Consider the following 19674-nt stretch of genomic DNA (forward strand, 5'->3'; position numbering starts at 1 on the left):
GGGTGAGGGGGCTTTTGATTTAAGGCATACTTGCCCCCCTCCGCACTACAGATCACTGAACCGCCCCCATGCGTATCCACGTCAGCTTCATCGACCGCGTCGGCATCACCCAGGAAGTCCTGGCTATCCTCGGTGGGCGCAATCTCAATCTGGATGCGGTGGAGATGATCCCGCCGAACGTCTACATCGACGCGCCGACCCTCAGCCCGCAAGTGCTCGAAGAACTGAAAGATGCGCTGTTTCGCGTGCTCGGCGTGGAAGCGGTGACCGTGGTCGATATCCTCCCCGGCCAGCGCCGGCACTTGCAGCTAGATGCCCTGCTCGCGGCGATGACCGACCCGGTGCTGGCCCTCGACAGCGCCGGCAAGGTGCTGCTGGCCAACCCGGCGTTGATTGCCCTGTACGGTCGCGAACCGGCCGGTGAAAGCGTCTCGGCGCTGTTCAATGATCCCGGCCTGCTCGATACCCTGCTGGAAAACGGTTTTCGCCTGCCGCTGCGCGAAATCACCGTCAACGGCCAGACCCTGCTGCTCGACGCCACGCCGATCACCGACGCCGGCGCCCTGCTGACCCTGTATCAACCGAACCGCATCGGCGAACAACTCTCGGCACTGCACCACGATCACGCCGAAGGCTTCGACGCGCTGCTCGGCGAGTCTCCGGCGATCCGCACACTCAAGGCCCGCGCGCAACGCGTCGCCGCCCTTGATGCACCGTTGTTGATTCAAGGCGAAACCGGTACCGGTAAAGAACTCGTCGCCCGCGCTTGCCATGCCATCAGTGCACGGCACAGCGCTCCGTTTCTCGCCCTCAACTGCGCGGCGCTGCCGGAGAACCTCGCCGAAAGCGAACTGTTCGGCTACGCCCCCGGCGCCTTCACCGGTGCGGCGCGTGGCGGTAAGCCAGGGCTGATGGAACTGGCCAACCAGGGCACGGTGTTCCTCGATGAAATCGGCGAGATGTCGCCGTACTTGCAGGCCAAACTCCTGCGTTTTCTCAACGACGGCAGCTTCCGCCGCGTCGGTGGTGATCGTGAAGTGAAGGTCAACGTGCGCATCCTCAGCGCGACCCACCGCGATCTGGAAAAAATGGTCAGCGAAGGCCTGTTCCGCGAGGACCTGTTCTATCGCCTCAACGTGCTCAACGTCGAAGTGCCGCCGCTGCGTGAACGCGGCCAGGACATTTTGCTGCTGGCGCGCTACTTCATGCAGCAGGCCTGTGCGCAGATCCAGCGCCCGGTCTGCCGCCTGGCGCCCGGCACTTATCCGGCGCTGCTCGGCAATCGCTGGCCGGGCAACGTGCGGCAACTGCAGAACGTGATTTTCCGTGCGGCGGCGATTTGCGAGAGCAGCCTGGTCGATATCGGCGACCTCGACATCGCCGGCACCTCCGTCGCGCGCCAGACCGACACTGAGGTGGAAAGTCTCGAACAAGCGGTCGAATCGTTCGAAAGGGCGCTGCTGGAAAAGCTTTACGTCAGCTATCCCTCGACCCGGCAACTGGCGAGCCGCTTGCAAACCTCGCACACCGCCATCGCCCATCGCCTGCGCAAATACGGCATTCCCAATAAACCCTGACTCACCGCGCATCCCTATTGCAGGAAATTCCCCATGTGGGAGCGAGCCTGCTCGCGAAAGCGGTCTATCAGCGAAATAGCTGGCGCCTGACACACCGTCTTCGCGAGCAGGCTCGCTCCCACAAGGTTTTATGGCGGATTCAAAATCCGTTCAAAAACGACCTCTATCTGTACCGAAAGCGCTACAGCGGAACGATATCGCTACACCCGCCTGTGACCAGCGCTGCGCAACGCTTTGATCCGATTAAGCTTTTCTCCTCGCCCCAAGCTGTAGCGATTTCGCTACAGGCGCAACCTGCCGACACCCACCTAAAAACTCCAAGCCATTGATTTATATAGATAAATCAACCTTGGCCGCATTCTTGCTACCTGCCTCCTCATGTATTAAGGGCTTCCCCGCCCCAAGCTTTCCACCGCGTCCACCAGACGAGTCTGGCCCCTGAGGAGTTTCCATGAGCGAGTTGCGTTTTACTGAAGATCACGAATGGCTGCGCACCGAAGCCGACGGCAGTGTCACTGTCGGCATCACCGCATTCGCGCAGAACGCCTTGGGCGACGTGGTGTTCGTGCAACTGCCTGAGCTGCAGGCTTACGAAAAAGGCGCTGAAGCCGCCACCGTGGAATCGGTGAAAGCCGCCAGCGGCGTGTACATGCCGCTCGATGGCGACGTGCTGGAAGTCAACCCGGCGCTGGAAAACGCCCCGGAACTGGTCAACGAAGATCCGCTGGGCGAAGGCTGGTTCTTCCGCTTCCAGCCAAGCGACGCCGCCGCTGTCGGCGAACTGCTCGATCAGGACGCCTATGACCGCCTGATCAAAGCCCAAGCCGAAGCCTGAGGAATTACCCCATGACCGCCATCAATCTCGGCACCGCCAACGAATTCATCGCCCGTCACATCGGCCCGCGCGCCGGTGACGAGCAAGCCATGCTCAACAGCCTCGGCTTCGATTCCCTCGAAGCGCTGAGCGCCAGCGTCATCCCGGAAAGCATCAAGGGCACCAGCGTGCTGGGCATGGACGACGGCCTCAGCGAGGCCGACGCCCTGGCGATGATCAAATCCATCGCTGGCAAAAACCAACTGTTCAAAACCTACATCGGCCAGGGCTACTACAACTGCCACACGCCGTCGCCGATCCTGCGCAACCTGCTGGAAAACCCGGCCTGGTACACCGCTTACACCCCATACCAGCCAGAAATTTCCCAGGGCCGTCTCGAAGCGCTGCTGAACTTCCAGACCATGATCAGCGACCTCACCGGCCTGCCGATCGCCAACGCCTCGCTGCTCGACGAAGCCACCGCCGCTGCCGAAGCCATGACCTTCTGCAAACGCCTGAGCAAGAACAAGGGCAGCCACCAGTTCTTCGCCTCGATCCACAGCCATCCACAGACCCTCGACGTGCTGCGCACCCGTGCCGAGCCGCTCGGCATTGACGTGGTCGTGGGCGATGAGCGCGAACTGACTGACGTCACGCCGTTCTTCGGCGCGCTGCTGCAATACCCGGCGAGCAACGGTGATGTGTTCGACTACCGCGAACTGACCGAGCGCTTCCACGCCGCCAACGCTCTGGTGGCCGTGGCCGCTGACCTGCTCGCCCTGACCCTGCTCACCGCACCGGGCGAATTCGGTGCCGACGTCGCCATCGGTTCGGCGCAACGCTTCGGCGTGCCGCTGGGCTTCGGTGGCCCGCACGCCGCTTACTTCTCCACCAAAGATGCGTTCAAGCGCGACATGCCGGGGCGTCTGGTCGGTGTTTCGGTTGACCGTTTCGGCAAGCCGGCCCTGCGTCTGGCGATGCAGACCCGCGAGCAACACATCCGCCGCGAAAAGGCCACCTCGAACATCTGCACCGCTCAAGTGCTGCTGGCCAACATCGCCAGCATGTACGCCGTCTATCACGGCCCGAAAGGCCTGACGCAGATCGCCAACCGCGTGCATCACCTGACCGCGATTCTGGCCAAGGGCCTGACCGCGCTGGGCGCTCAAGTCGAGCAGGCAAACTTCTTCGACACCCTGACCGTTGCCACCGGCGCGCACACCGCCGCGCTGCACGACAAGGCGCATGCTGAGCAGATCAATTTGCGCGTGATCGACGCCGAACGTCTGGGCCTGTCGGTCGACGAAACCACCACTCAGGCTGATATCGAAACCCTGTGGGGCCTGTTCGCTGACGGCAAGGCCCTGCCGGACTTCGCTGCGCTGGCCGCCTCGGTGCAGAGCACCATCCCTGCTGCGCTGGTGCGCCAGTCGCCGATTCTCAGCCACCCGGTGTTCAACCGTTATCACTCGGAAACCGAGCTGATGCGCTACCTGCGCAAACTGGCGGACAAAGACCTGGCGCTGGATCGCACCATGATTCCGCTAGGCTCGTGCACCATGAAACTCAACGCCGCCAGTGAAATGATCCCGGTGACCTGGCCCGAATTCGGTGCACTGCACCCGTTCGCCCCGGCCGCACAAAGCGCCGGTTACCAGCAACTGACCGATGAGCTGGAAGCGATGCTCTGCGCCGCCACCGGTTACGACTCGATCTCGCTGCAACCGAACGCCGGTTCGCAAGGTGAATACGCAGGTCTCCTGGCGATCCGCGCCTACCACCAGAGCCGTGGCGATGAGCGCCGCGACATCTGCCTGATCCCGTCGTCGGCCCACGGCACCAACCCGGCCACCGCGCAAATGGCTGGTATGCGTGTGGTCGTCACCGCGTGCGATGCCCGTGGCAACGTCGACATCGAAGACCTGCGCGCCAAAGCCATCGAGCACCGCGAACACCTCGCCGCGCTGATGATCACCTACCCGTCGACCCATGGCGTGTTCGAAGAAGGCATCCGCGAAATCTGCGCGATCATTCACGACAACGGCGGCCAGGTGTATATCGACGGCGCCAACATGAACGCCATGGTCGGCCTCTGCGCACCGGGCAAGTTCGGCGGCGACGTTTCGCACCTGAACCTGCACAAAACCTTCTGCATCCCGCACGGCGGTGGCGGCCCGGGCGTTGGCCCGATCGGCGTCAAGTCGCACCTGACCCCGTTCCTGCCGGGCCACGGCCAGATGGAACGCAAGGAAGGCGCGGTCTGCGCGGCACCGTTCGGCAGCGCAAGTATTTTGCCGATCACCTGGATGTACATCCGCATGATGGGTGGCGCCGGTCTCAAACGCGCTTCGCAGCTGGCGATCCTCAATGCCAACTACATTTCCCGCCGCCTCGAAGAGCATTACCCAGTGCTGTACACCGGCAGCAACGGCCTGGTGGCGCACGAGTGCATCCTCGATCTGCGTCCACTCAAAGACAGCAGCGGCATCAGCGTCGATGACGTCGCCAAGCGCCTGATCGACTTCGGCTTCCATGCGCCGACCATGTCGTTCCCGGTCGCCGGCACATTGATGATCGAGCCGACCGAAAGCGAATCCAAGGAAGAACTGGACCGCTTCTGCGACGCCATGATCCGCATCCGCGAGGAAATACGCGCAGTGGAAAACGGCACGCTGGACAAGGAAGACAACCCGCTGAAAAACGCCCCGCACACCGCAGCGGAACTGGTCGGCGAATGGACCCACCCGTACAGCCGTGAGCAAGCCGTTTACCCGGTCGCGTCGCTGATCGAAGGCAAATACTGGCCGCCGGTCGGCCGTGTCGACAACGTCTTCGGCGATCGCAACCTGGTCTGCGCCTGCCCGTCGATCGAAAGCTACGCTTAATGGAATGAGGGGCTGAATATCGGCCCCGATTTCAGCAATACCCTAGATCCCCCTGTGGGAGCGAGCCTGCTCGCGAAGGCGCCATTTCAGTCAACGTAAATGGTGGCTGATCCGACGCTTTCGCGAGCAGGCTCGCTCCCACAAGGGATCTGCACCGATCTCAAAAACTGCGCCAATCCCTATAACAAGAAACCGGAGAACCACTCATGTCGTTAAGCGTGTTCGACCTGTTCAAGATTGGCATCGGTCCTTCCAGTTCTCACACCGTCGGCCCGATGCGCGCGGCTGCGCGCTTTGCCGAGGGCTTACGCCGTGAAAACCTGCTGACCAGCACCGCCAGCGTGCGTGTCGAGCTGTACGGTTCGCTCGGTGCTACCGGCAAAGGTCACGGCAGCGATAAAGCCGTGCTGCTCGGCCTTGAAGGCGAGCACCCGGACACAGTCGACACCGAAACCGTCGCCGCGCGCCTGCAGGAAATTCGCGGCAACGGCCGCTTGAACCTGCTCGGCGAACACTGCATTGCGTTCAACGAGAAAGAACATCTGGCGATGATCCGCAAGCCGTTGGCCTATCACCCCAACGGCATGATCTTTCGCGCCTTCGATGCGGCGGGGATTCAGATTCGCAGTCGCGAGTACTACTCGGTTGGCGGTGGTTTTGTCGTCGATGAAGATGCGGCCGGTGCCGATCGCATCGTCGAAGACGCCACGCCACTGACCTTCCCTTTCAAAAGCGCCAAGGACTTGCTCGTTCATTGCGCTACGTACGGGCTGTCGATCAGCCAGGTGATGCTGACCAATGAAAGCGCCTGGCGCCCGGAAGCCGAAACCCGTGCCGGCCTGCTGAAAATCTGGCAGGTGATGCAGGACTGCGTCGCTGCTGGCTGTCGTAACGAAGGTATCTTGCCGGGCGGTTTGAAGGTCAAACGCCGGGCGGCGGCGCTGCATCGGCAATTGTGCAAGAACCCGGAATCGGCCCTGCGCGATCCGTTGTCGGTGCTCGACTGGGTCAATCTTTATGCACTGGCGGTCAACGAAGAAAACGCCAATGGCGGACGCGTGGTCACTGCGCCCACCAATGGCGCGGCGGGGATCATTCCGGCGGTGCTGCATTACTACATGCGTTTTATCCCCGGGGCGAATGACGACGGTGTCGTGCGTTTTCTGCTGACCGCTGCCGCAATCGGCATTCTTTACAAGGAAAACGCTTCGATCTCCGGCGCCGAAGTCGGTTGTCAGGGTGAAGTCGGTGTGGCCTGTTCAATGGCGGCCGGCGCTCTGTGCGAAGTGCTCGGCGGCAGCGTGCAACAAGTCGAGAACGCCGCGGAAATCGGCATGGAACACAACCTCGGCCTGACCTGCGACCCGATCGGCGGCCTGGTACAAGTCCCGTGCATCGAGCGCAATGCGATGGGTTCGGTGAAAGCCATCAATGCCGTGCGCATGGCCATGCGTGGCGACGGCCAGCATTTCGTCTCCCTCGACAAAGTCATTCGCACCATGCGCCAGACCGGCGCCGACATGAAAAGCAAATACAAGGAAACCGCCCGCGGCGGCCTGGCGGTCAACATTATCGAATGCTGATTACCAACTCAGCCAAACGTAACTAGCTCCCTCTCCCTCCGGGAGAGGGCTGGGGTGAGGGGCTCTTGATCTTGCCTCTCACCCGCAACCCAAATTCAAAGGAGCCACGCATGTCCACCGAACAACTCTCGAAAACCCCGCTGCACGCACTGCACCTCGAACTCGGCGCGCGCATGGTGCCGTTCGCCGGCTACGACATGCCCGTGCAATATCCGCTCGGGGTGATGAAAGAACACCAGCACACCCGCGAACAGGCGGGGCTGTTCGACGTCTCGCACATGGGCCAGATTCGTCTGACCGGTGCCAATGCGGCCAAAGCCCTGGAAACCCTGGTGCCGGTGGACATCATCGACCTGCCGGTGGGCATGCAGCGTTATGCGATGTTCACCAACGAAAGCGGCGGCATCCTCGACGACCTGATGGTTGCCAATCTGGGCAATGACGAGTTGTTCCTGGTGGTCAACGCCGCGTGCAAGGATCAGGATCTCGCGCATCTGCAAAAACACATCGGCGATCAGTGCACCATTACGGCGCTGTTCGAAGAGCGCGCCCTGCTCGCCCTGCAAGGTCCGGCAGCCGTCACGGTGCTGGCGCGTCTTGCGCCGGACGTGACGAAGATGACCTTCATGCAGTTCAACCGTGTGTCGTTGCTGGGCGTGGACTGCTTTGTCAGCCGTTCGGGCTACACCGGTGAAGACGGTTTCGAAATCTCTGTACCGGCCGCTGAAGCGGAGAAACTCGCCCGCGCCCTGCTCGCCGAACCAGAGGTTCAGGCCATCGGTCTTGGCGCCCGCGACTCGCTGCGTCTGGAAGCCGGCCTGTGCCTGTACGGCCATGACATGAACACCGAAACCACGCCGATCGAAGCCAGCCTGCTTTGGGCGATCTCCAAGCCCCGCCGCGCCGATGGCGCGCGGGCCGGCGGTTTCCCGGGCGCCGAGCAGATATTCGCGCAGCAACAGAACGGCGTCGCACGCAAACGCGTCGGCCTGCTGCCACAGGAGCGTACCCCGGTGCGTGAAGGCGCAGAGATCGTCAACGAGGCCGGCGAGATCATCGGCAGCGTCTGCAGCGGCGGCTTTGGTCCAACCTTGGGCGGGCCATTGGCGATGGGTTACCTCGACAGCGCCTACGTCACGCTCGATACGCCCGTATGGGCCATCGTCCGTGGGAAAAAGGTGCAAATGCTTGTAAGCAAAATGCCATTTGTTCCACAACGCTACTATCGCGGTTGATCGACTGTTTCTATAAGTAACGCGATTGCGTTATGCGTGCACTAATGTGTAACGCAATCGCCATAAAACAGTGCGTTTTTTAACATCTTTTTCGGATATGAACGTCGCTTATAACGTTTGCTGAAAATACAACCAGGCAATCGTCTAAGACTCAACTAGTTAACTGACGAACTGCCATGAAGAGCAGTAAAACCGGGGCCTTCGCAGGGCTTGTTTTTTCTCCCGTAGTTGGCGTAGAGTTTGTCCACTGTGTTTGCATGGGTCAGCTTGGAATCGTGACCTGGGCAGTAGCCTACAAGTTAGCTACATCCCGCTCGACGTCTTCTTACTCCTTGCAACCAGCTCCAGTACTCTTTCATGTGAAAGGGGCTGTCATCAATTTATGCGTCAAAGGAAATAAGAAATGTCCACACGTCAGAGCGGTACCGTCAAGTGGTTTAACGACGAGAAAGGTTTTGGTTTTATCACTCCAGAAAGCGGTCCGGATCTGTTCGTACATTTCCGCGCCATTCAGGGCAACGGCTTCAAGAGCCTGAAAGAAGGCCAGAAGGTGACTTTCGTTGCCGTGCAAGGCCAGAAAGGCATGCAGGCTGACGAAGTACAAGCAGAAGCCTGATCTTCTGATACGAAAAAGCCCCTGATATTGATATCAGGGGCTTTTTTGTACGCGCTAATCCGTAAAATGGCGCTTCCATTCGCGTCCCGAGGCTGCCATGTCGAAACACCTGCTCACGCCGCAAGGGGACTTTCCTCCCGTTGCTCTCGGTCGTCGTCTGGCGGCAATGTTCTACGACTTCCTGCTGTGCACCGCCCTGCTGATTGTCACCGGATTCATCTACAAGTTGATCCAGGCGGCGATCATTGGCGAAGAGCGTCTGCGAGTGATGACCGATGCCGGCCAGCTCGATGGCGATCCACTCTACTCCACGGTGCTGCTGTTGGTGTTGTTCGGCTTCTTCGCCAAGTTCTGGACCCATGGCGGGCAGACGCTCGGTATGCAGGTGTGGGGGATCCGCGTGCAGAACGCCAACGGCACAGCGATCAGCCTGTGGCAGGCGCTGCTGCGCTTTATGGTGTCGATCGCGTCGTGGTTGTGTATCGGGCTGGGGTTCTTCTGGTCGCTGTTCGACAAGCAGAAACGCACCTGGCACGACATCTATTCGGATACGCGTGTGGTGCGGATCCCGAAGAAGAGCAAATAATTTCCATGCTCAAGAGTCGGCCTGTGGTGAGGGGATTTATCCCCGTCCGGCTGCGTAGTAGTCGTAAAGGAGCCCACGCGGTATCCCTGATACGCCGCGGTGTTTGATTTAGGGCGGCTTCGCCACCCAACGGGGATAAATCCCCTCACCACAGGGCTCACTCATACAAGGGGTTCACTCAGGCGTTACCGGCCAATTTCATCCGCGCTGCCTGGGTGAAGTCGAGCATGCGCTTCAACGGGCGGATCGCTTGGGGAATCAGCGCCGGATCGACAAAGATCTCGTTGGTGCCTTCTTTCAAGCTCTTGAGCGTGCGCTCAAGGGTGTTCATGGCCATCCACGGGCAATGTGCACAACTGCGGCACGCGGCGCCGTTACCGGCGGTAGGCGCCTCGATAAAGACCTTGTCCGGGCACAGCTGCTGCATCTTGTAGAAGATGCCACGGTCGGTAGCGACGATCAGGGTCTTGTTCGGCAGGCTTTGCGCGGCCGCGATCAACTGACTGGTGGAACCGACGGCATCCGCCAGCTCAATCACCGAAGTCGGCGACTCGGGATGCACCAGAATCGCCGCGTCCGGGTACAGCGCCTTCATGTCTTCGAGCTGCTTGGACTTGAATTCTTCATGGACGATGCAAGCACCGTCCCACAGCAGCATGTCGGCGCCGGTCTTGCGCTGAATGTAGGTGCCCAGATGCTTGTCCGGGCCCCAGATGATCGTCTCGCCGTTGTCCATCAGGCTTTCGACGATTTCCAGTGCGCAGCTCGAAGTCACCACCCAGTCAGCCCGCGCCTTCACGGCGGCGGAAGTATTGGCATAAACCACCACGGTGCGTTCCGGGTGCTGGTCGCAGAACGCCGAGAACTCATCGACCGGGCATCCCAGGTCCAGCGAGCACGTCGCCTCCAGGGTCGGCATCAGCACGCGTTTTTCCGGGTTGAGAATCTTTGCAGTCTCGCCCATGAACTTCACGCCGGCGACCACCACGGTCTTGGCCGGATGGGCATTGCCGAAGCGGGCCATTTCCAGGGAATCGGATACACAGCCGCCGGTCTCTTCGGCCAGGGCCTGAATCACCGGATCGCAATAAAAGTGGGCAACCAGCACCGCGTCCTGAGCCTTGAGCTCGGCGGCGATGGCGGAACGGTAATAAGCCTCCTCTTCTGCCGTCAGCGGTTTGGGCTGTTTGGCGTCGAGGTGGGCTTGAACCAGAAGGCGTTCGGAAATCTGCGTCATGTTCGCAAGACCTGCAGGCGCATTCGCGCGAAAGTCGAGTATACACCCGGCTCCGGACCGCTAGAGGGTACCGCCGGGAGAGTGAGTATCATCAGGCACGGGACAGCGTTGAAGCTGCGCAAGGCTACAGAATATCCCGTTGAGACAAAAGATGATTCTGACCTGTATCAGGTCGGGTCGCACTGAAACATCGAACGCCCGAATTGCAGGCAAAAAAAAACCCGGAAATCCTCACTTTCGTGGGCCTTCCGGATTTTCTAAACCGCCAAATATGGTGGGTCGTGTGGGATTCGAACCTACGACCAATTGGTTAAAAGCCAACTGCTCTACCAACTGAGCTAACGACCCGCTGTGTGGTGGCGCGTATAATACTGATTTTTAAGGACTATTCAACACCTTTTTTTGAAAAAGATTAAAAATAAGGAGTTGGATCGCTCACACCCGCCGCCGCGAAGCCTTCAGCACGCAGGCGGCAGCTGTCACATTTGCCGCAGGCGCGGCCGTCATCGTCTGCCTGATAGCAGGAAACCGTCAGGCCATAATCCACGCCCAGCTTCACGCCAGCCTGGACGATCTGCGCCTTGCTCAGGTTTTGCAGTGGCGCCTGAATGCGGAAGCCATTGCCTTCCACGCCAGCCTTGGTCGCCAGATTGGCCATGCGCTCGAACGACTCGATGAACTCGGGACGGCAGTCCGGGTAGCCGGAATAATCCACTGCATTGACGCCGATGAAGATGTCGCGCGCGCCGAGCACTTCGGCCCAGCCCAGCGCCAACGACAGAAACACGGTGTTGCGCGCCGGCACATAAGTCACCGGAATGCCTTCGCCCAGCTCTTCCGGAATATCGATGCTGGTGTCAGTCAGCGCCGAGCCGCCCATGCCATTGAGGTTCAATCCGATGACCTTGTGCTCGACCACTCCCAGATCGCGAGCAACGCGGGCGGCGGCATGCAATTCAGCATGGGAGCGCTGGCCGTAATCGAAGCTCATGGTGTAGCAGGCGTAGCCTTCGGCGCGTGCCATCGCCACGACGGTGGCCGAGTCGAGGCCGCCCGAAAGCAGGATAACGGCACGTTTTTCGGTAGTGTTCAGTTGTTCAATCATCTCAGCGCCCCGGCTCATCATTCCATAGATATTTATGCAACTGCAGTTGCAGCCGCACTGGCAGGTTATCTGCCACCACCCAATCCGCCAGATCCCTGGCATTGAGGTCATGATGACTTGGGGAGAAAAGCACTTCACCCGCACGTCTATCAAGCCCGTACTGGATCAGTTTCGATACCGCCCAGTCATAGTCTTCCCGCGAGCAGATGACAAATTTCACCTGATCGTTGCGGGTCAGCAGTTCGATGTTCTCGTAACGGTTGCGATGGGCTTCTTTCGAGCCCGGCGTTTTCAGGTCGACGACGCGACTGACACGCGGATCGACGGCGGACACGTCGAGGGCGCCGCTGGTTTCCAGCGACACCTCGTAACCGGCATCACACAACCGTTCAAGCAAAGGAATGGCGTTCGGCTGAGCCAACGGCTCACCGCCGGTGACACAGACGTAGCGCGGACGATATCCGGCCACTTGCTCAAGGATGTCGTCGAGGGTACGGACGGTGCCGCCGCTGAACGCATAAGCGCTGTCGCAGTATTGGCAACGCAACGGGCAACCGGTCAGGCGCACGAAAACCGTGGGCAGCCCGGCAGTCCGAGTTTCCCCCTGCAACGAGTAGAAAACTTCGGTGATTCTCAATGTGTCTTGCATAGTCGCCACGGGCGTAACAGCTAAACAGGCTGTCCGCCTCCGTCAGGCACTTCAGGCAATCCCGCCAACGCGTAGACCACAAGAAGCGTGTTTCAGAAAAAGGGCGTGAATTCTAACGAAAAAACCCGCGACAAGCGCGGGTTTCTTCAAAACACGGATGAACAGGCTTACATGCGCTGCAAATCACGCTGGGCCAGCTGCGCGGCGGAAGTGCCCGGATATTGGGACACCACCTGCTGCAGAATGCCTTTGACCTTGTCGGTATGACCGAGGCGGCGTTCTACGTCAGCCAGCTTGTACAGCGAATCCGGCACTTTGTTGTGCTTGGGATACAGCTGCGAAACCTTGGCAAAGGCCTGACCTGCACCTTGCAGATCACCCTTGGCCAGGTTCACTTCGCCCAACCAGTATTGAGCGTTGCCCGCGTACTGGCTGTTGGGGTATTTGCGCAGGAAAGCGGCGAAGGCCTGGCTGGCCTTGTCGAAATCCTTGGCTTTGATCAGGTCGAAAGCGGCATCGTAATACAGCTTTTCCTTGGCCGGATCAGCCGGTTCGCTACCCGCAGCAGGGGCCTGGGCTGCCGCAGCAGCACCCGCGCCTGCGGCAGCACCGGCAGCAGCACTTGCATCGCCACCGGCAGAAGAATTCTCGGGAGTCGCGGCTGGTGCAACGCCGGATCCTATGCGCCGATCAAGATCCTGGTATCGCTCCAGGGATTCCTGCTTCATGCGCGAAACCTGATTCTGCAGTTCTTCGATCACGCCCTGTTGGCGCGAGATCTGGTCCTGCATCTGTTGCAATTGGTTGAACAGCATGCCTTGTGCCGAGGCAGGGGCCGAAGCCGCTCCCCCGGCATAGGCGCCGTTCGTACCGTAACCCGCAGGCGGATAACTGCTCCCGCTATTGTTATAACCGGAGTTGTCATCGACCACAGGAACCGCAGCCCACGCCGCAAGCGGCGCAAGGCTGAGAGCCAGAACAGTTACAGCACGACGGCACGTTCGCATATCGAATTACTTACGCAGTTCGACGCGACGGTTCTGGGCCCAGGACTGCTCGTCGTTGCCGGTAGCAACTGGACGCTCTTCGCCGTAGGAAACCAGTTCCAGCTGAGCTGGGGAAACACCTTGCAGTACCAGGTAGCGCTGAACGGCTTTCGCACGACGCTCGCCCAGTGCCATGTTGTACTCACGAGTACCACGTTCGTCGGTGTTGCCTTCCAGAACAACGCGAGCGCCGTTTGCTTTCAGGTCTTTGGCGTGAACGTCCAGAGCGCGCATGGCTTCTGGCTTCAGGTCCGAGCTGTCGTATTCGAAGTAGAAGGTGGTGATTGCGCGCAGAGCAGCTTCTTCGCTCAGGGAACCGTCAACGGCACCGGTGTTTGCGCCGTAACCAGCGTTTGGATCAACAGCGCCTTCACCGGCGTTGTCGCCGCCTTTGGACGAGCAACCTACAGCTACAGCCATGGCCAGAGCCAGCGCAGCAAATTTACCAAACTTCAGCATTTCCATCGTGAAACTCCTAATGAACCCCAGTGTGTTAAGTAAAACGTGTAGCGCCCGCTCACTTCAGGTAAGGGGACCAGGACGGTTCTCTGACTTCGCCTTGAGCGGTAGGAAGCGGGAGCCTCACGCGTCCATTAATGGACACGAGCATCAAGACTCCCCGGCCCTGTTGGCGGGTGGCGTAGATTACCATGGTGCCGTTGGGCGCAACAGTAGGTGACTCGTCCAGAGTGCTATCAGTGAGGATCTTTACACTACCTCGCTGCAGATCCTGAGCTGCCACCTTGAAATTGGTGAAGCCATCCTGACGATGAATCATCACCAAAGTCTTTTCATCAGCCGAAAGTTTCGGGTTGGCGTTGTAGTTGCCCACGAACGTCACACGCTCGGCACCACCGCCACCGACGCTGGTTTTATAGATTTGCGGCTTGCCGCCACGGTCGGAGGTGAAGTAGATGGTCGAGCCATCCTTGCCCCAGAACGGTTCGGTATTGATGCCCTGACCATTGGTTACGCGGCTGATCTGACGCGAACCGAGGTTCATCACGTAGATGTCCGGGTTACCGTCTTTCGACAGAACGAACGCCAGGCGATTGCCATCCGGCGACCAGGCTGGCGCGCCGTTGAGGCCCTCGAAGTTGGTGATCTGCTCACGGCGACCGGTGTCGATGTTCTGCATGAAGATACGCGGACGCTTCTGCTCAAACGACACGTAGGCGATACGCTTGCCGTCCGGTGCAAAACGCGGCGACAGGATCGGCTCGCGCGATTGCAGCAGAGTCACTGCGCGGGCACCGTCATAGTCGGAGCGCTGCAGGGTGTAGCGCGTGTTCTTCTCGGAAAAACGCTCGGCCGTCACGTACAGCAGGCGCGTCGAGAAGGCACCTTCAATGCCGGTCAGCTTCTGGAACGACTGATCGGAGATGAAGTGCGCCATGTCACGGATCTGGTCGGTCGTACCGGAAACACTGCCGTCCGCCACTTTCTGCTCGGTGGCGACGTTGAACAGCGCCCACTGCACCTGCAGACGACCGCCCGCTGGAGCGATGCTGCCGACCATCATGTACTGAGCACCCACCGCCTTCCAGTCACGGAAGATGATTTCGCTCGGCTGGCTTGGCTGGCTGATCATGTTGGCTTTCGGAATCGGCGAGTAATAGCCCGAGTTGCGCAAATCGTTGCCAATGATTTCAGCCATGTCGTCAGGCAACACGGCGCCGCCCTGCATGCCGAACGGTACGACGGCGATCGGAGTGGCCCGATCGCTGCCGCTGGTGACCAGAATGTTCTTTTCATCTGCCGTCGCGATCCCTGCCATGCAGCAGATCACGACCAGCATTCCTCGAAGAAGGTTTCTCACAAGGCTAGATCCTCAGGTGTGAATGTCATCTTGAATGAACGATACGGAGCGAAATCGCTCGGCTTCATTCCCTGCATTTCTGTCAAACGTCCAATATTCTTCACTGCCGCGACCGCCGAAGCATCGAACGGACCGTCACCGCTGGACTTGGCCACGCTGACCGAGGTCACTGTACCGTCCGGCAACATGCCGATTTGCAGCACGACCGTCATGCCTTTGCGCGCCGAAGGAGGACGAGCCCAGCCTTCCGCTGCACGAGCGCGAATCAGGTCATCGAAACTGCCGGCAACTTCGTCACCCTGCTCATCTGCCAGGGCCTGCTGACGCTGCGGCGTGTCGGAAAGCAGATCTGCCAGGGCCTGGGCCTTTTTGTCTTCGGCGGATTTGCGTGCCGCTTCCTGCGCTTTCTTCTTCGCAGCATCGGCAGCAGCTTTCTTCTTCGCGTCTTCGGCGACTTTCTTCTTCGCCTCTTCAGCTTCAGCTTTCTTCTTGGCGTCTTCGGCGGCTTTCTTCTTCGCGTCTTCGACGATCTTCTTCTTGGCTTCTTCGGCAGCGGCCTTCTTCGCCTCTTCCTCAGCAGCCTTCTTCGCTTCGTCTTCGGCCTTCTTCTTGGCTATATCAGCCAATTGCTTCTCTTCGGCCTTTTTCGCTTCGGCTTTCTTCGCGTCGTCGGCTTTCTTGGCTTCATCAGCCTTTTTCGCCTCGTCGGCTTTTTTCGCCTCGTCGGCCTTCTTGGCTTCCTCGGCCTTTTGAGCCGCTTCCTCTTTCTTTTGTTCCGCCGCCTTCACCGCTTCCTGCTCGATCTTTTTCTGTTCCATCTGTTCGACTTCGGTCTGGCGCGCGGCGGATTTCTTCGCCTCACCCGCAATCTTCTGATTGGTCTGGGTGGTCGCCTGACTTTTCGATTTCAGCTGGTACAGAGTCGCCTGGACGATCGGCTTGGCCGGCGGCAGTTCGGGCGTGAAGGCAAAACTGACGAACAGCATGCCGAACACCAGCACGTGCAGGACGATTGCCAGAACACTAGGCCAGAAGTAGCTTTCCGAGGCGGACGGCTCTCGCTGTTGCTGCATCAGGGGGCCTCGGTAATCAGACCAACGTTACCGACCCCGGCTTTCTGCAACCCGCCCATGGCACCCATGACGGCGCCGTAGTCGACAGTCTTGTCACCACGAATGAACACCTGGGTGCGTTTGCCGCCCTCGGTGCCGGCGCGGATGATCTTGGTCACCGCGTCAGTCATCTGTGGCAGGGTCATGGCCCTGTCCTGTTGCTTCTCGGTGTCGACTTCGCTGCCAAGGTTCCAGTAGTAGGTCTTGTCAGCCTTGATCGAAATGGTCAGGACCTGAGTGTTGTTGTCCTGCGGCAAGGCTTCGCTGGAAACCTTGGGCAGATCAACTTTCACGCCCTGATTGAGCATCGGCGCGGTCACCATGAAGATGACCAGCAGCACCAACATCACGTCGATGTAGGGCACCACGTTCATCTCGGCGACCGGCTTGCGCTTTTTGCGAGCTCGAGCGATTAAAGCCATCGGGAAATACCTGCTTATTCTTCGCTGGTGTGCACTTTGCGGTGCAGGATCGCCTGGAATTCATCGGCGAAGGTGTAGTAGCGGCCCAGCAAGGTTTCGCTGCGCGCAGCAAAACGGTTGTAAGCGATGACCGCCGGGATCGCAGCGAACAGGCCGATCGCGGTGGCGATCAGGGCTTCGGCGATACCCGGGGCAACGGTGGCCAGGGTCGCTTGCTGGGCGCTGGCCAGACCGCGGAAGGAGTTCATGATCCCCCACACGGTGCCGAACAGACCGATATAAGGGCTGACCGAACCGACGGTGGCGAGGAACGGCAAGCTCTGCTCGAGTTTCTCTTCTTCGCGCGAGATGGCCACGCGCATCGCACGAGCGACACCTTCCATCACGGCTTCAGGATCGACACCTGGCTGCTGACGCAGACGGGAGAATTCCTTGAAGCCGGCACGGAAGATCTGCTCCACGCCCGAATCCGGATCAGGGTTGCTGCCAGCCTGACGGTACAGTTTGGACAGGTCGATGCCCGACCAGAAGCGCTCTTCGAAGCTCTCCAGGGCACGTCGACCGGCACGCAGCAAGTTGCTGCGCTGAAAGATCATGATCCATGAGGTCACCGATGCGGCCACCAGGGTCAACATTACCAACTGCACCACGATGCTGGCATTGCTGACCAGGCTCCACATGGAGGAATGGTCGACGACGTTAGCTTCCACGCTTTATCTCCTGCTTTGAGTGTGTACCCGGGCCGACCGCGTCGGCGAAGGCCGCACGCAGGTCTTCGGGAAGGGCCCGGGGTTTCAAACTGTCGGTGCGCACGCAGGCCACCAAAAACTGCCCTTCGCAGAGCAGCACATTATCCGTGGCCCGCCTGACCTGCTGTTTGAAGCGCAGGCTGGCACGGTTCAATTCGATTACATCAGCGCTTACCAGCAGTTCGTCATCCAGTCGCGCCGGCGCGTAGTAGCGCGCTTCGCTGGAATGCACGACGAACAACAGGTCCTCTCCGGCAAGCACAGATTGGGCAAAACCCAGTTCCCGTAGCCGCTCGGTTCGAGCCCGTTCCATAAACTTGAGGTAATTAACGTAATACACGATGCCGCCCGCATCGGTGTCCTCGTAATAAACGCGACAACGATGTGCGAACGGCTCAAGCCCGTTTTGCGCGCGCATACTCTAGTGCTTACTCCTCAGGTTGCCAATCCGGCCAGACAACTGTTTTTCGTGGTTTCAAAGCTTTAACGCAAAAGTACCGTCGTCTGACAGTACAAACCCTGAATAAATCACCAGCAAATGTGTATCAATCGTCGACGGCGTCGAGAAACTCGTCTGCCACGGGCATCTCGCCCATGCGTGACGGAACATTCAAACCGAAATGCAAATAGGCATGCCGCGTCACCACCCTGCCCCGTGGCGTGCGCATGATATAGCCCTGCTGAATCAGATACGGTTCGAGCACGTCTTCAATGGTGTGGCGTTCTTCACTGATCGCCGCCGCCAGACTGTCGATACCAACCGGACCGCCGTCGAACTTCTCGATCATGGTCAGCAGCAGACGCCGGTCCTGGTGATCGAAACCGTGTTCATCGACGTCCAGCAGGTTCAGCGCCAGATCCGCCACCGCTTTGGTGATGTGGCCCTTGGCGCGTACTTCAGCGAAATCGCGCACCCGCCGCAGCAGACGGTTGGCAATTCGCGGCGTGCCACGAGCGCGACGGGCGATCTCGAACGAACCTTCCGGATCCAGCGGCAGACCGAGAATGGCCGCCGAACGACTGACGATCGTTGCCAGATCCGCCGTGCTGTAGAACTCCAGGCGCTGGACGATACCGAAGCGATCACGCAACGGATTGGTCAGCATGCCGGCGCGGGTGGTGGCGCCGACCAGAGTGAAAGGCGGCAGATCGAGTTTGATCGAACGCGCCGCCGGCCCCTCGCCAATCATGATGTCGAGCTGAAAATCTTCCATCGCCGGGTACAGCACTTCTTCAACGATCGGCGACAGACGATGGATTTCGTCGATGAACAACACATCGTGCGGCTCAAGATTGGTCAGCAACGCGGCCAGATCACCCGGGCGTTCCAGCACTGGCCCGGAGGTGCTCTTGATCGACACGCCCATTTCCTGGGCAATGATGTTCGCCAGCGTGGTCTTGCCCAGCCCCGGCGGGCCGAAGATCAGGGTGTGATCGAGGGATTCGCTGCGGCCACGGGCGGCCTGGATAAACAGCTCCATCTGCTCGCGCACGGTCGGCTGGCCAATGTAGTCGGCCAGGCTGACCGGGCGGATGGCCCGATCCTGGACTTCTTCGCGCTCGCGCGGGCTGTGCGCGGCGGCGATCAGACGATCAGCTTCAATCACTTAAATCATTCCCTTCAGAGCGCGGCGGATCAGGTCTTCGCTGCTCAGGTTCTTGTCTTTGATCGCGGAAATCGCCTTGCTCGCTTCCTGCGGCTTGTAGCCCAGGGAGATCAACGCGCTGACCGCATCGGTCTCGGCACTGTTGACCGGCGCCGGGCCGTCCGGCTGATTCGGCACCAGCGCGAACATCGCCGGCGAAGTTTCCCAGGCCTTGAAGCGATCTTTCAATTCCACCAGCAAACGCTCGGCGGTTTTCTTGCCAACCCCCGGCACCTTGGTCAGCGCCGAAGTGTCCTGAGACTGCACGCAGCGCACCAGCTCGTCGACTTCCAGGCTCGACATCAACGCCAGCGCCAGTTTCGGTCCGACGCCATTGAGACGGATCAGCTCGCGAAAGAAGTCTCGCTCACGCTTGCCGGCAAAACCATAGAGCAATTGCGCATCTTCGCGTACAACCAAATGGGTGTGCAGGGTCAGCGGTTCGCCGACCGACGGCAGACGATAAAGGGTGGTCATGGGCACTTCCACCTCATAGCCAAGGCCGTTCACATCGAGAATCAGGTGCGGCGGCTGTTTCTCAGCCAGGGTGCCGCGCAAGCGTCCAATCACGTTTTGAATCCTTGAGCGCTGGC

The 19674-nt window shown here is 59.8% G+C and carries 19 protein-coding genes and 1 tRNA gene; 7 read left to right on the plus strand and 13 right to left on the minus strand.

The genetic code is table 11. From position 1 onward, the window contains the following. Positions 1-68 precede the first annotated feature (68 nt). The 7 genes from J2Y39_RS12735 (at position 69) to J2Y39_RS12765 (ending at position 9296) form a co-directional block, all read left to right on the plus strand. A complete protein-coding gene (locus tag J2Y39_RS12735; protein WP_095181474.1) occupies positions 69-1577 on the plus strand; it encodes a sigma-54-dependent transcriptional regulator in 1509 nt (502 codons plus the stop codon). A gap of 451 nt (positions 1578-2028) precedes the next feature. Further along, positions 2029-2412, plus strand: coding sequence for a glycine cleavage system protein GcvH (gene gcvH, locus J2Y39_RS12740; protein ID WP_150741947.1), 384 nt, complete (start codon positions 2029-2031; stop codon positions 2410-2412). Positions 2413-2423: 11 nt separating this feature from the next. Next, positions 2424-5276, plus strand: a complete 2853-nt coding sequence (gene gcvP, locus J2Y39_RS12745) for an aminomethyl-transferring glycine dehydrogenase (protein WP_310217982.1) — start codon at positions 2424-2426, stop codon at positions 5274-5276. Positions 5277-5482: 206 nt separating this feature from the next. Further along, on the plus strand, positions 5483-6859 hold the full coding sequence (locus J2Y39_RS12750) for an L-serine ammonia-lyase (protein WP_056787927.1): 1377 nt from the start codon (positions 5483-5485) through the stop codon (positions 6857-6859). A 110-nt stretch (positions 6860-6969) separates the two neighbouring features. Then, entirely contained in the window at positions 6970-8094 is a 1125-nt protein-coding gene (gcvT, locus tag J2Y39_RS12755; RefSeq protein ID WP_150741945.1) for a glycine cleavage system aminomethyltransferase GcvT, read from the plus strand. 403 nt (positions 8095-8497) lie between these two features. After that, entirely contained in the window at positions 8498-8710 is a 213-nt protein-coding gene (locus J2Y39_RS12760; RefSeq protein WP_003227496.1) for a cold-shock protein, read from the plus strand. A gap of 97 nt (positions 8711-8807) precedes the next feature. After that, a complete protein-coding gene (locus tag J2Y39_RS12765; protein ID WP_016773510.1) occupies positions 8808-9296 on the plus strand; it encodes an RDD family protein in 489 nt (162 codons plus the stop codon). Between the two features lie 178 nt (positions 9297-9474). Here the strand turns inward: J2Y39_RS12765 and nadA are convergent, their stop codons facing one another. The 13 genes from nadA to ruvA all read right to left on the minus strand — a co-directional run bounded on the left by nadA (position 9475) and on the right by ruvA (position 19651). Next, positions 9475-10533, minus strand: coding sequence for a quinolinate synthase NadA (nadA, locus tag J2Y39_RS12770; RefSeq protein ID WP_016773509.1), 1059 nt, complete (start codon positions 10531-10533; stop codon positions 9475-9477). 272 nt (positions 10534-10805) lie between these two features. After that, positions 10806-10881: transfer RNA gene (locus J2Y39_RS12775), tRNA-Lys, on the minus strand. Positions 10882-10945: 64 nt separating this feature from the next. After that, positions 10946-11638 (minus strand): 7-cyano-7-deazaguanine synthase QueC, encoded by a 693-nt coding sequence (queC, locus tag J2Y39_RS12780; RefSeq protein ID WP_041479788.1) that lies wholly within the window; start codon positions 11636-11638, stop codon positions 10946-10948. Between the two features lies 1 nt (position 11639). Beyond that, complete coding sequence (gene queE / locus J2Y39_RS12785; RefSeq protein ID WP_041479789.1) at positions 11640-12287, minus strand: 7-carboxy-7-deazaguanine synthase QueE; 648 nt, start codon at positions 12285-12287, stop codon at positions 11640-11642. 167 nt (positions 12288-12454) lie between these two features. Continuing rightward, positions 12455-13294, minus strand: a complete 840-nt coding sequence (gene ybgF, locus J2Y39_RS12790) for a tol-pal system protein YbgF (protein WP_024014085.1) — start codon at positions 13292-13294, stop codon at positions 12455-12457. Between the two features lie 6 nt (positions 13295-13300). Then, positions 13301-13798, minus strand: coding sequence for a peptidoglycan-associated lipoprotein Pal (pal, locus tag J2Y39_RS12795; RefSeq protein WP_003178634.1), 498 nt, complete (start codon positions 13796-13798; stop codon positions 13301-13303). A 52-nt stretch (positions 13799-13850) separates the two neighbouring features. Beyond that, positions 13851-15131 carry a Tol-Pal system beta propeller repeat protein TolB gene (gene tolB, locus J2Y39_RS12800; protein ID WP_164488347.1) on the minus strand — a complete coding sequence of 427 codons (1281 nt, stop codon included), beginning with the start codon at positions 15129-15131 and terminating at the stop codon, positions 13851-13853. A gap of 17 nt (positions 15132-15148) precedes the next feature. Next, positions 15149-16225 carry a cell envelope integrity protein TolA gene (tolA, locus tag J2Y39_RS12805; RefSeq protein ID WP_016773505.1) on the minus strand — a complete coding sequence of 359 codons (1077 nt, stop codon included), beginning with the start codon at positions 16223-16225 and terminating at the stop codon, positions 15149-15151. Continuing rightward, entirely contained in the window at positions 16225-16677 is a 453-nt protein-coding gene (gene tolR / locus J2Y39_RS12810; RefSeq protein WP_160767866.1) for a protein TolR, read from the minus strand. The genes tolA and tolR overlap by 1 nt, the downstream gene beginning before the upstream one ends. 23 nt (positions 16678-16700) lie before the next feature. Beyond that, positions 16701-17396 carry a protein TolQ gene (tolQ, locus tag J2Y39_RS12815; protein WP_008080223.1) on the minus strand — a complete coding sequence of 232 codons (696 nt, stop codon included), beginning with the start codon at positions 17394-17396 and terminating at the stop codon, positions 16701-16703. After that, the gene (gene ybgC / locus J2Y39_RS12820) at positions 17386-17853 is read right to left on the minus strand and encodes a tol-pal system-associated acyl-CoA thioesterase (RefSeq protein ID WP_150637475.1); all 468 of its coding nucleotides are present in this window, start codon (positions 17851-17853) and stop codon (positions 17386-17388) included. Before ybgC ends, tolQ begins: the two co-directional genes overlap by 11 nt. Positions 17854-17980: 127 nt before the next feature. Next, a complete protein-coding gene (ruvB, locus tag J2Y39_RS12825; protein WP_024014087.1) occupies positions 17981-19042 on the minus strand; it encodes a Holliday junction branch migration DNA helicase RuvB in 1062 nt (353 codons plus the stop codon). Beyond that, positions 19043-19651, minus strand: a complete 609-nt coding sequence (gene ruvA, locus J2Y39_RS12830; RefSeq protein ID WP_024014088.1) for a Holliday junction branch migration protein RuvA — start codon at positions 19649-19651, stop codon at positions 19043-19045. Positions 19652-19674 lie beyond the last annotated feature (23 nt).

The sequence above is a fragment of the Pseudomonas sp. 2957 genome (assembly GCF_031456345.1).
Taxonomy (GTDB): Bacteria; Pseudomonadota; Gammaproteobacteria; order Pseudomonadales; family Pseudomonadaceae; genus Aquipseudomonas; species Aquipseudomonas siliginis.

Bases quoted from the DNA above. Each gene is read 5' to 3' on its own strand.
- gcvT (WP_150741945.1), top strand. From the start codon at position 6,970: ATGTCCACCGAACAACTCTCGAAAACCCCGCTGCACGCACTGCACCTC.
- J2Y39_RS12765 (WP_016773510.1), top strand. From the start codon at position 8,808: ATGTCGAAACACCTGCTCACGCCGCAAGGGGACTTTCCTCCCGTTGCT.
- ybgF (WP_024014085.1), bottom strand. From the start codon at position 13,294: ATGCGAACGTGCCGTCGTGCTGTAACTGTTCTGGCTCTCAGCCTTGCG.
- queC (WP_041479788.1), bottom strand. From the start codon at position 11,638: ATGATTGAACAACTGAACACTACCGAAAAACGTGCCGTTATCCTGCTT.
- tolA (WP_016773505.1), bottom strand. From the start codon at position 16,225: ATGCAGCAACAGCGAGAGCCGTCCGCCTCGGAAAGCTACTTCTGGCCT.
- gcvP (WP_310217982.1), top strand. From the start codon at position 2,424: ATGACCGCCATCAATCTCGGCACCGCCAACGAATTCATCGCCCGTCAC.
- gcvH (WP_150741947.1), top strand. From the start codon at position 2,029: ATGAGCGAGTTGCGTTTTACTGAAGATCACGAATGGCTGCGCACCGAA.
- tolB (WP_164488347.1), bottom strand. From the start codon at position 15,131: ATGCTGGTCGTGATCTGCTGCATGGCAGGGATCGCGACGGCAGATGAA.
- J2Y39_RS12760 (WP_003227496.1), top strand. From the start codon at position 8,498: ATGTCCACACGTCAGAGCGGTACCGTCAAGTGGTTTAACGACGAGAAA.
- J2Y39_RS12750 (WP_056787927.1), top strand. From the start codon at position 5,483: ATGTCGTTAAGCGTGTTCGACCTGTTCAAGATTGGCATCGGTCCTTCC.
- J2Y39_RS12735 (WP_095181474.1), top strand. From the start codon at position 69: ATGCGTATCCACGTCAGCTTCATCGACCGCGTCGGCATCACCCAGGAA.
- pal (WP_003178634.1), bottom strand. From the start codon at position 13,798: ATGGAAATGCTGAAGTTTGGTAAATTTGCTGCGCTGGCTCTGGCCATG.
- nadA (WP_016773509.1), bottom strand. From the start codon at position 10,533: ATGACGCAGATTTCCGAACGCCTTCTGGTTCAAGCCCACCTCGACGCC.
- ybgC (WP_150637475.1), bottom strand. From the start codon at position 17,853: ATGCGCGCGCAAAACGGGCTTGAGCCGTTCGCACATCGTTGTCGCGTT.
- queE (WP_041479789.1), bottom strand. From the start codon at position 12,287: ATGCAAGACACATTGAGAATCACCGAAGTTTTCTACTCGTTGCAGGGG.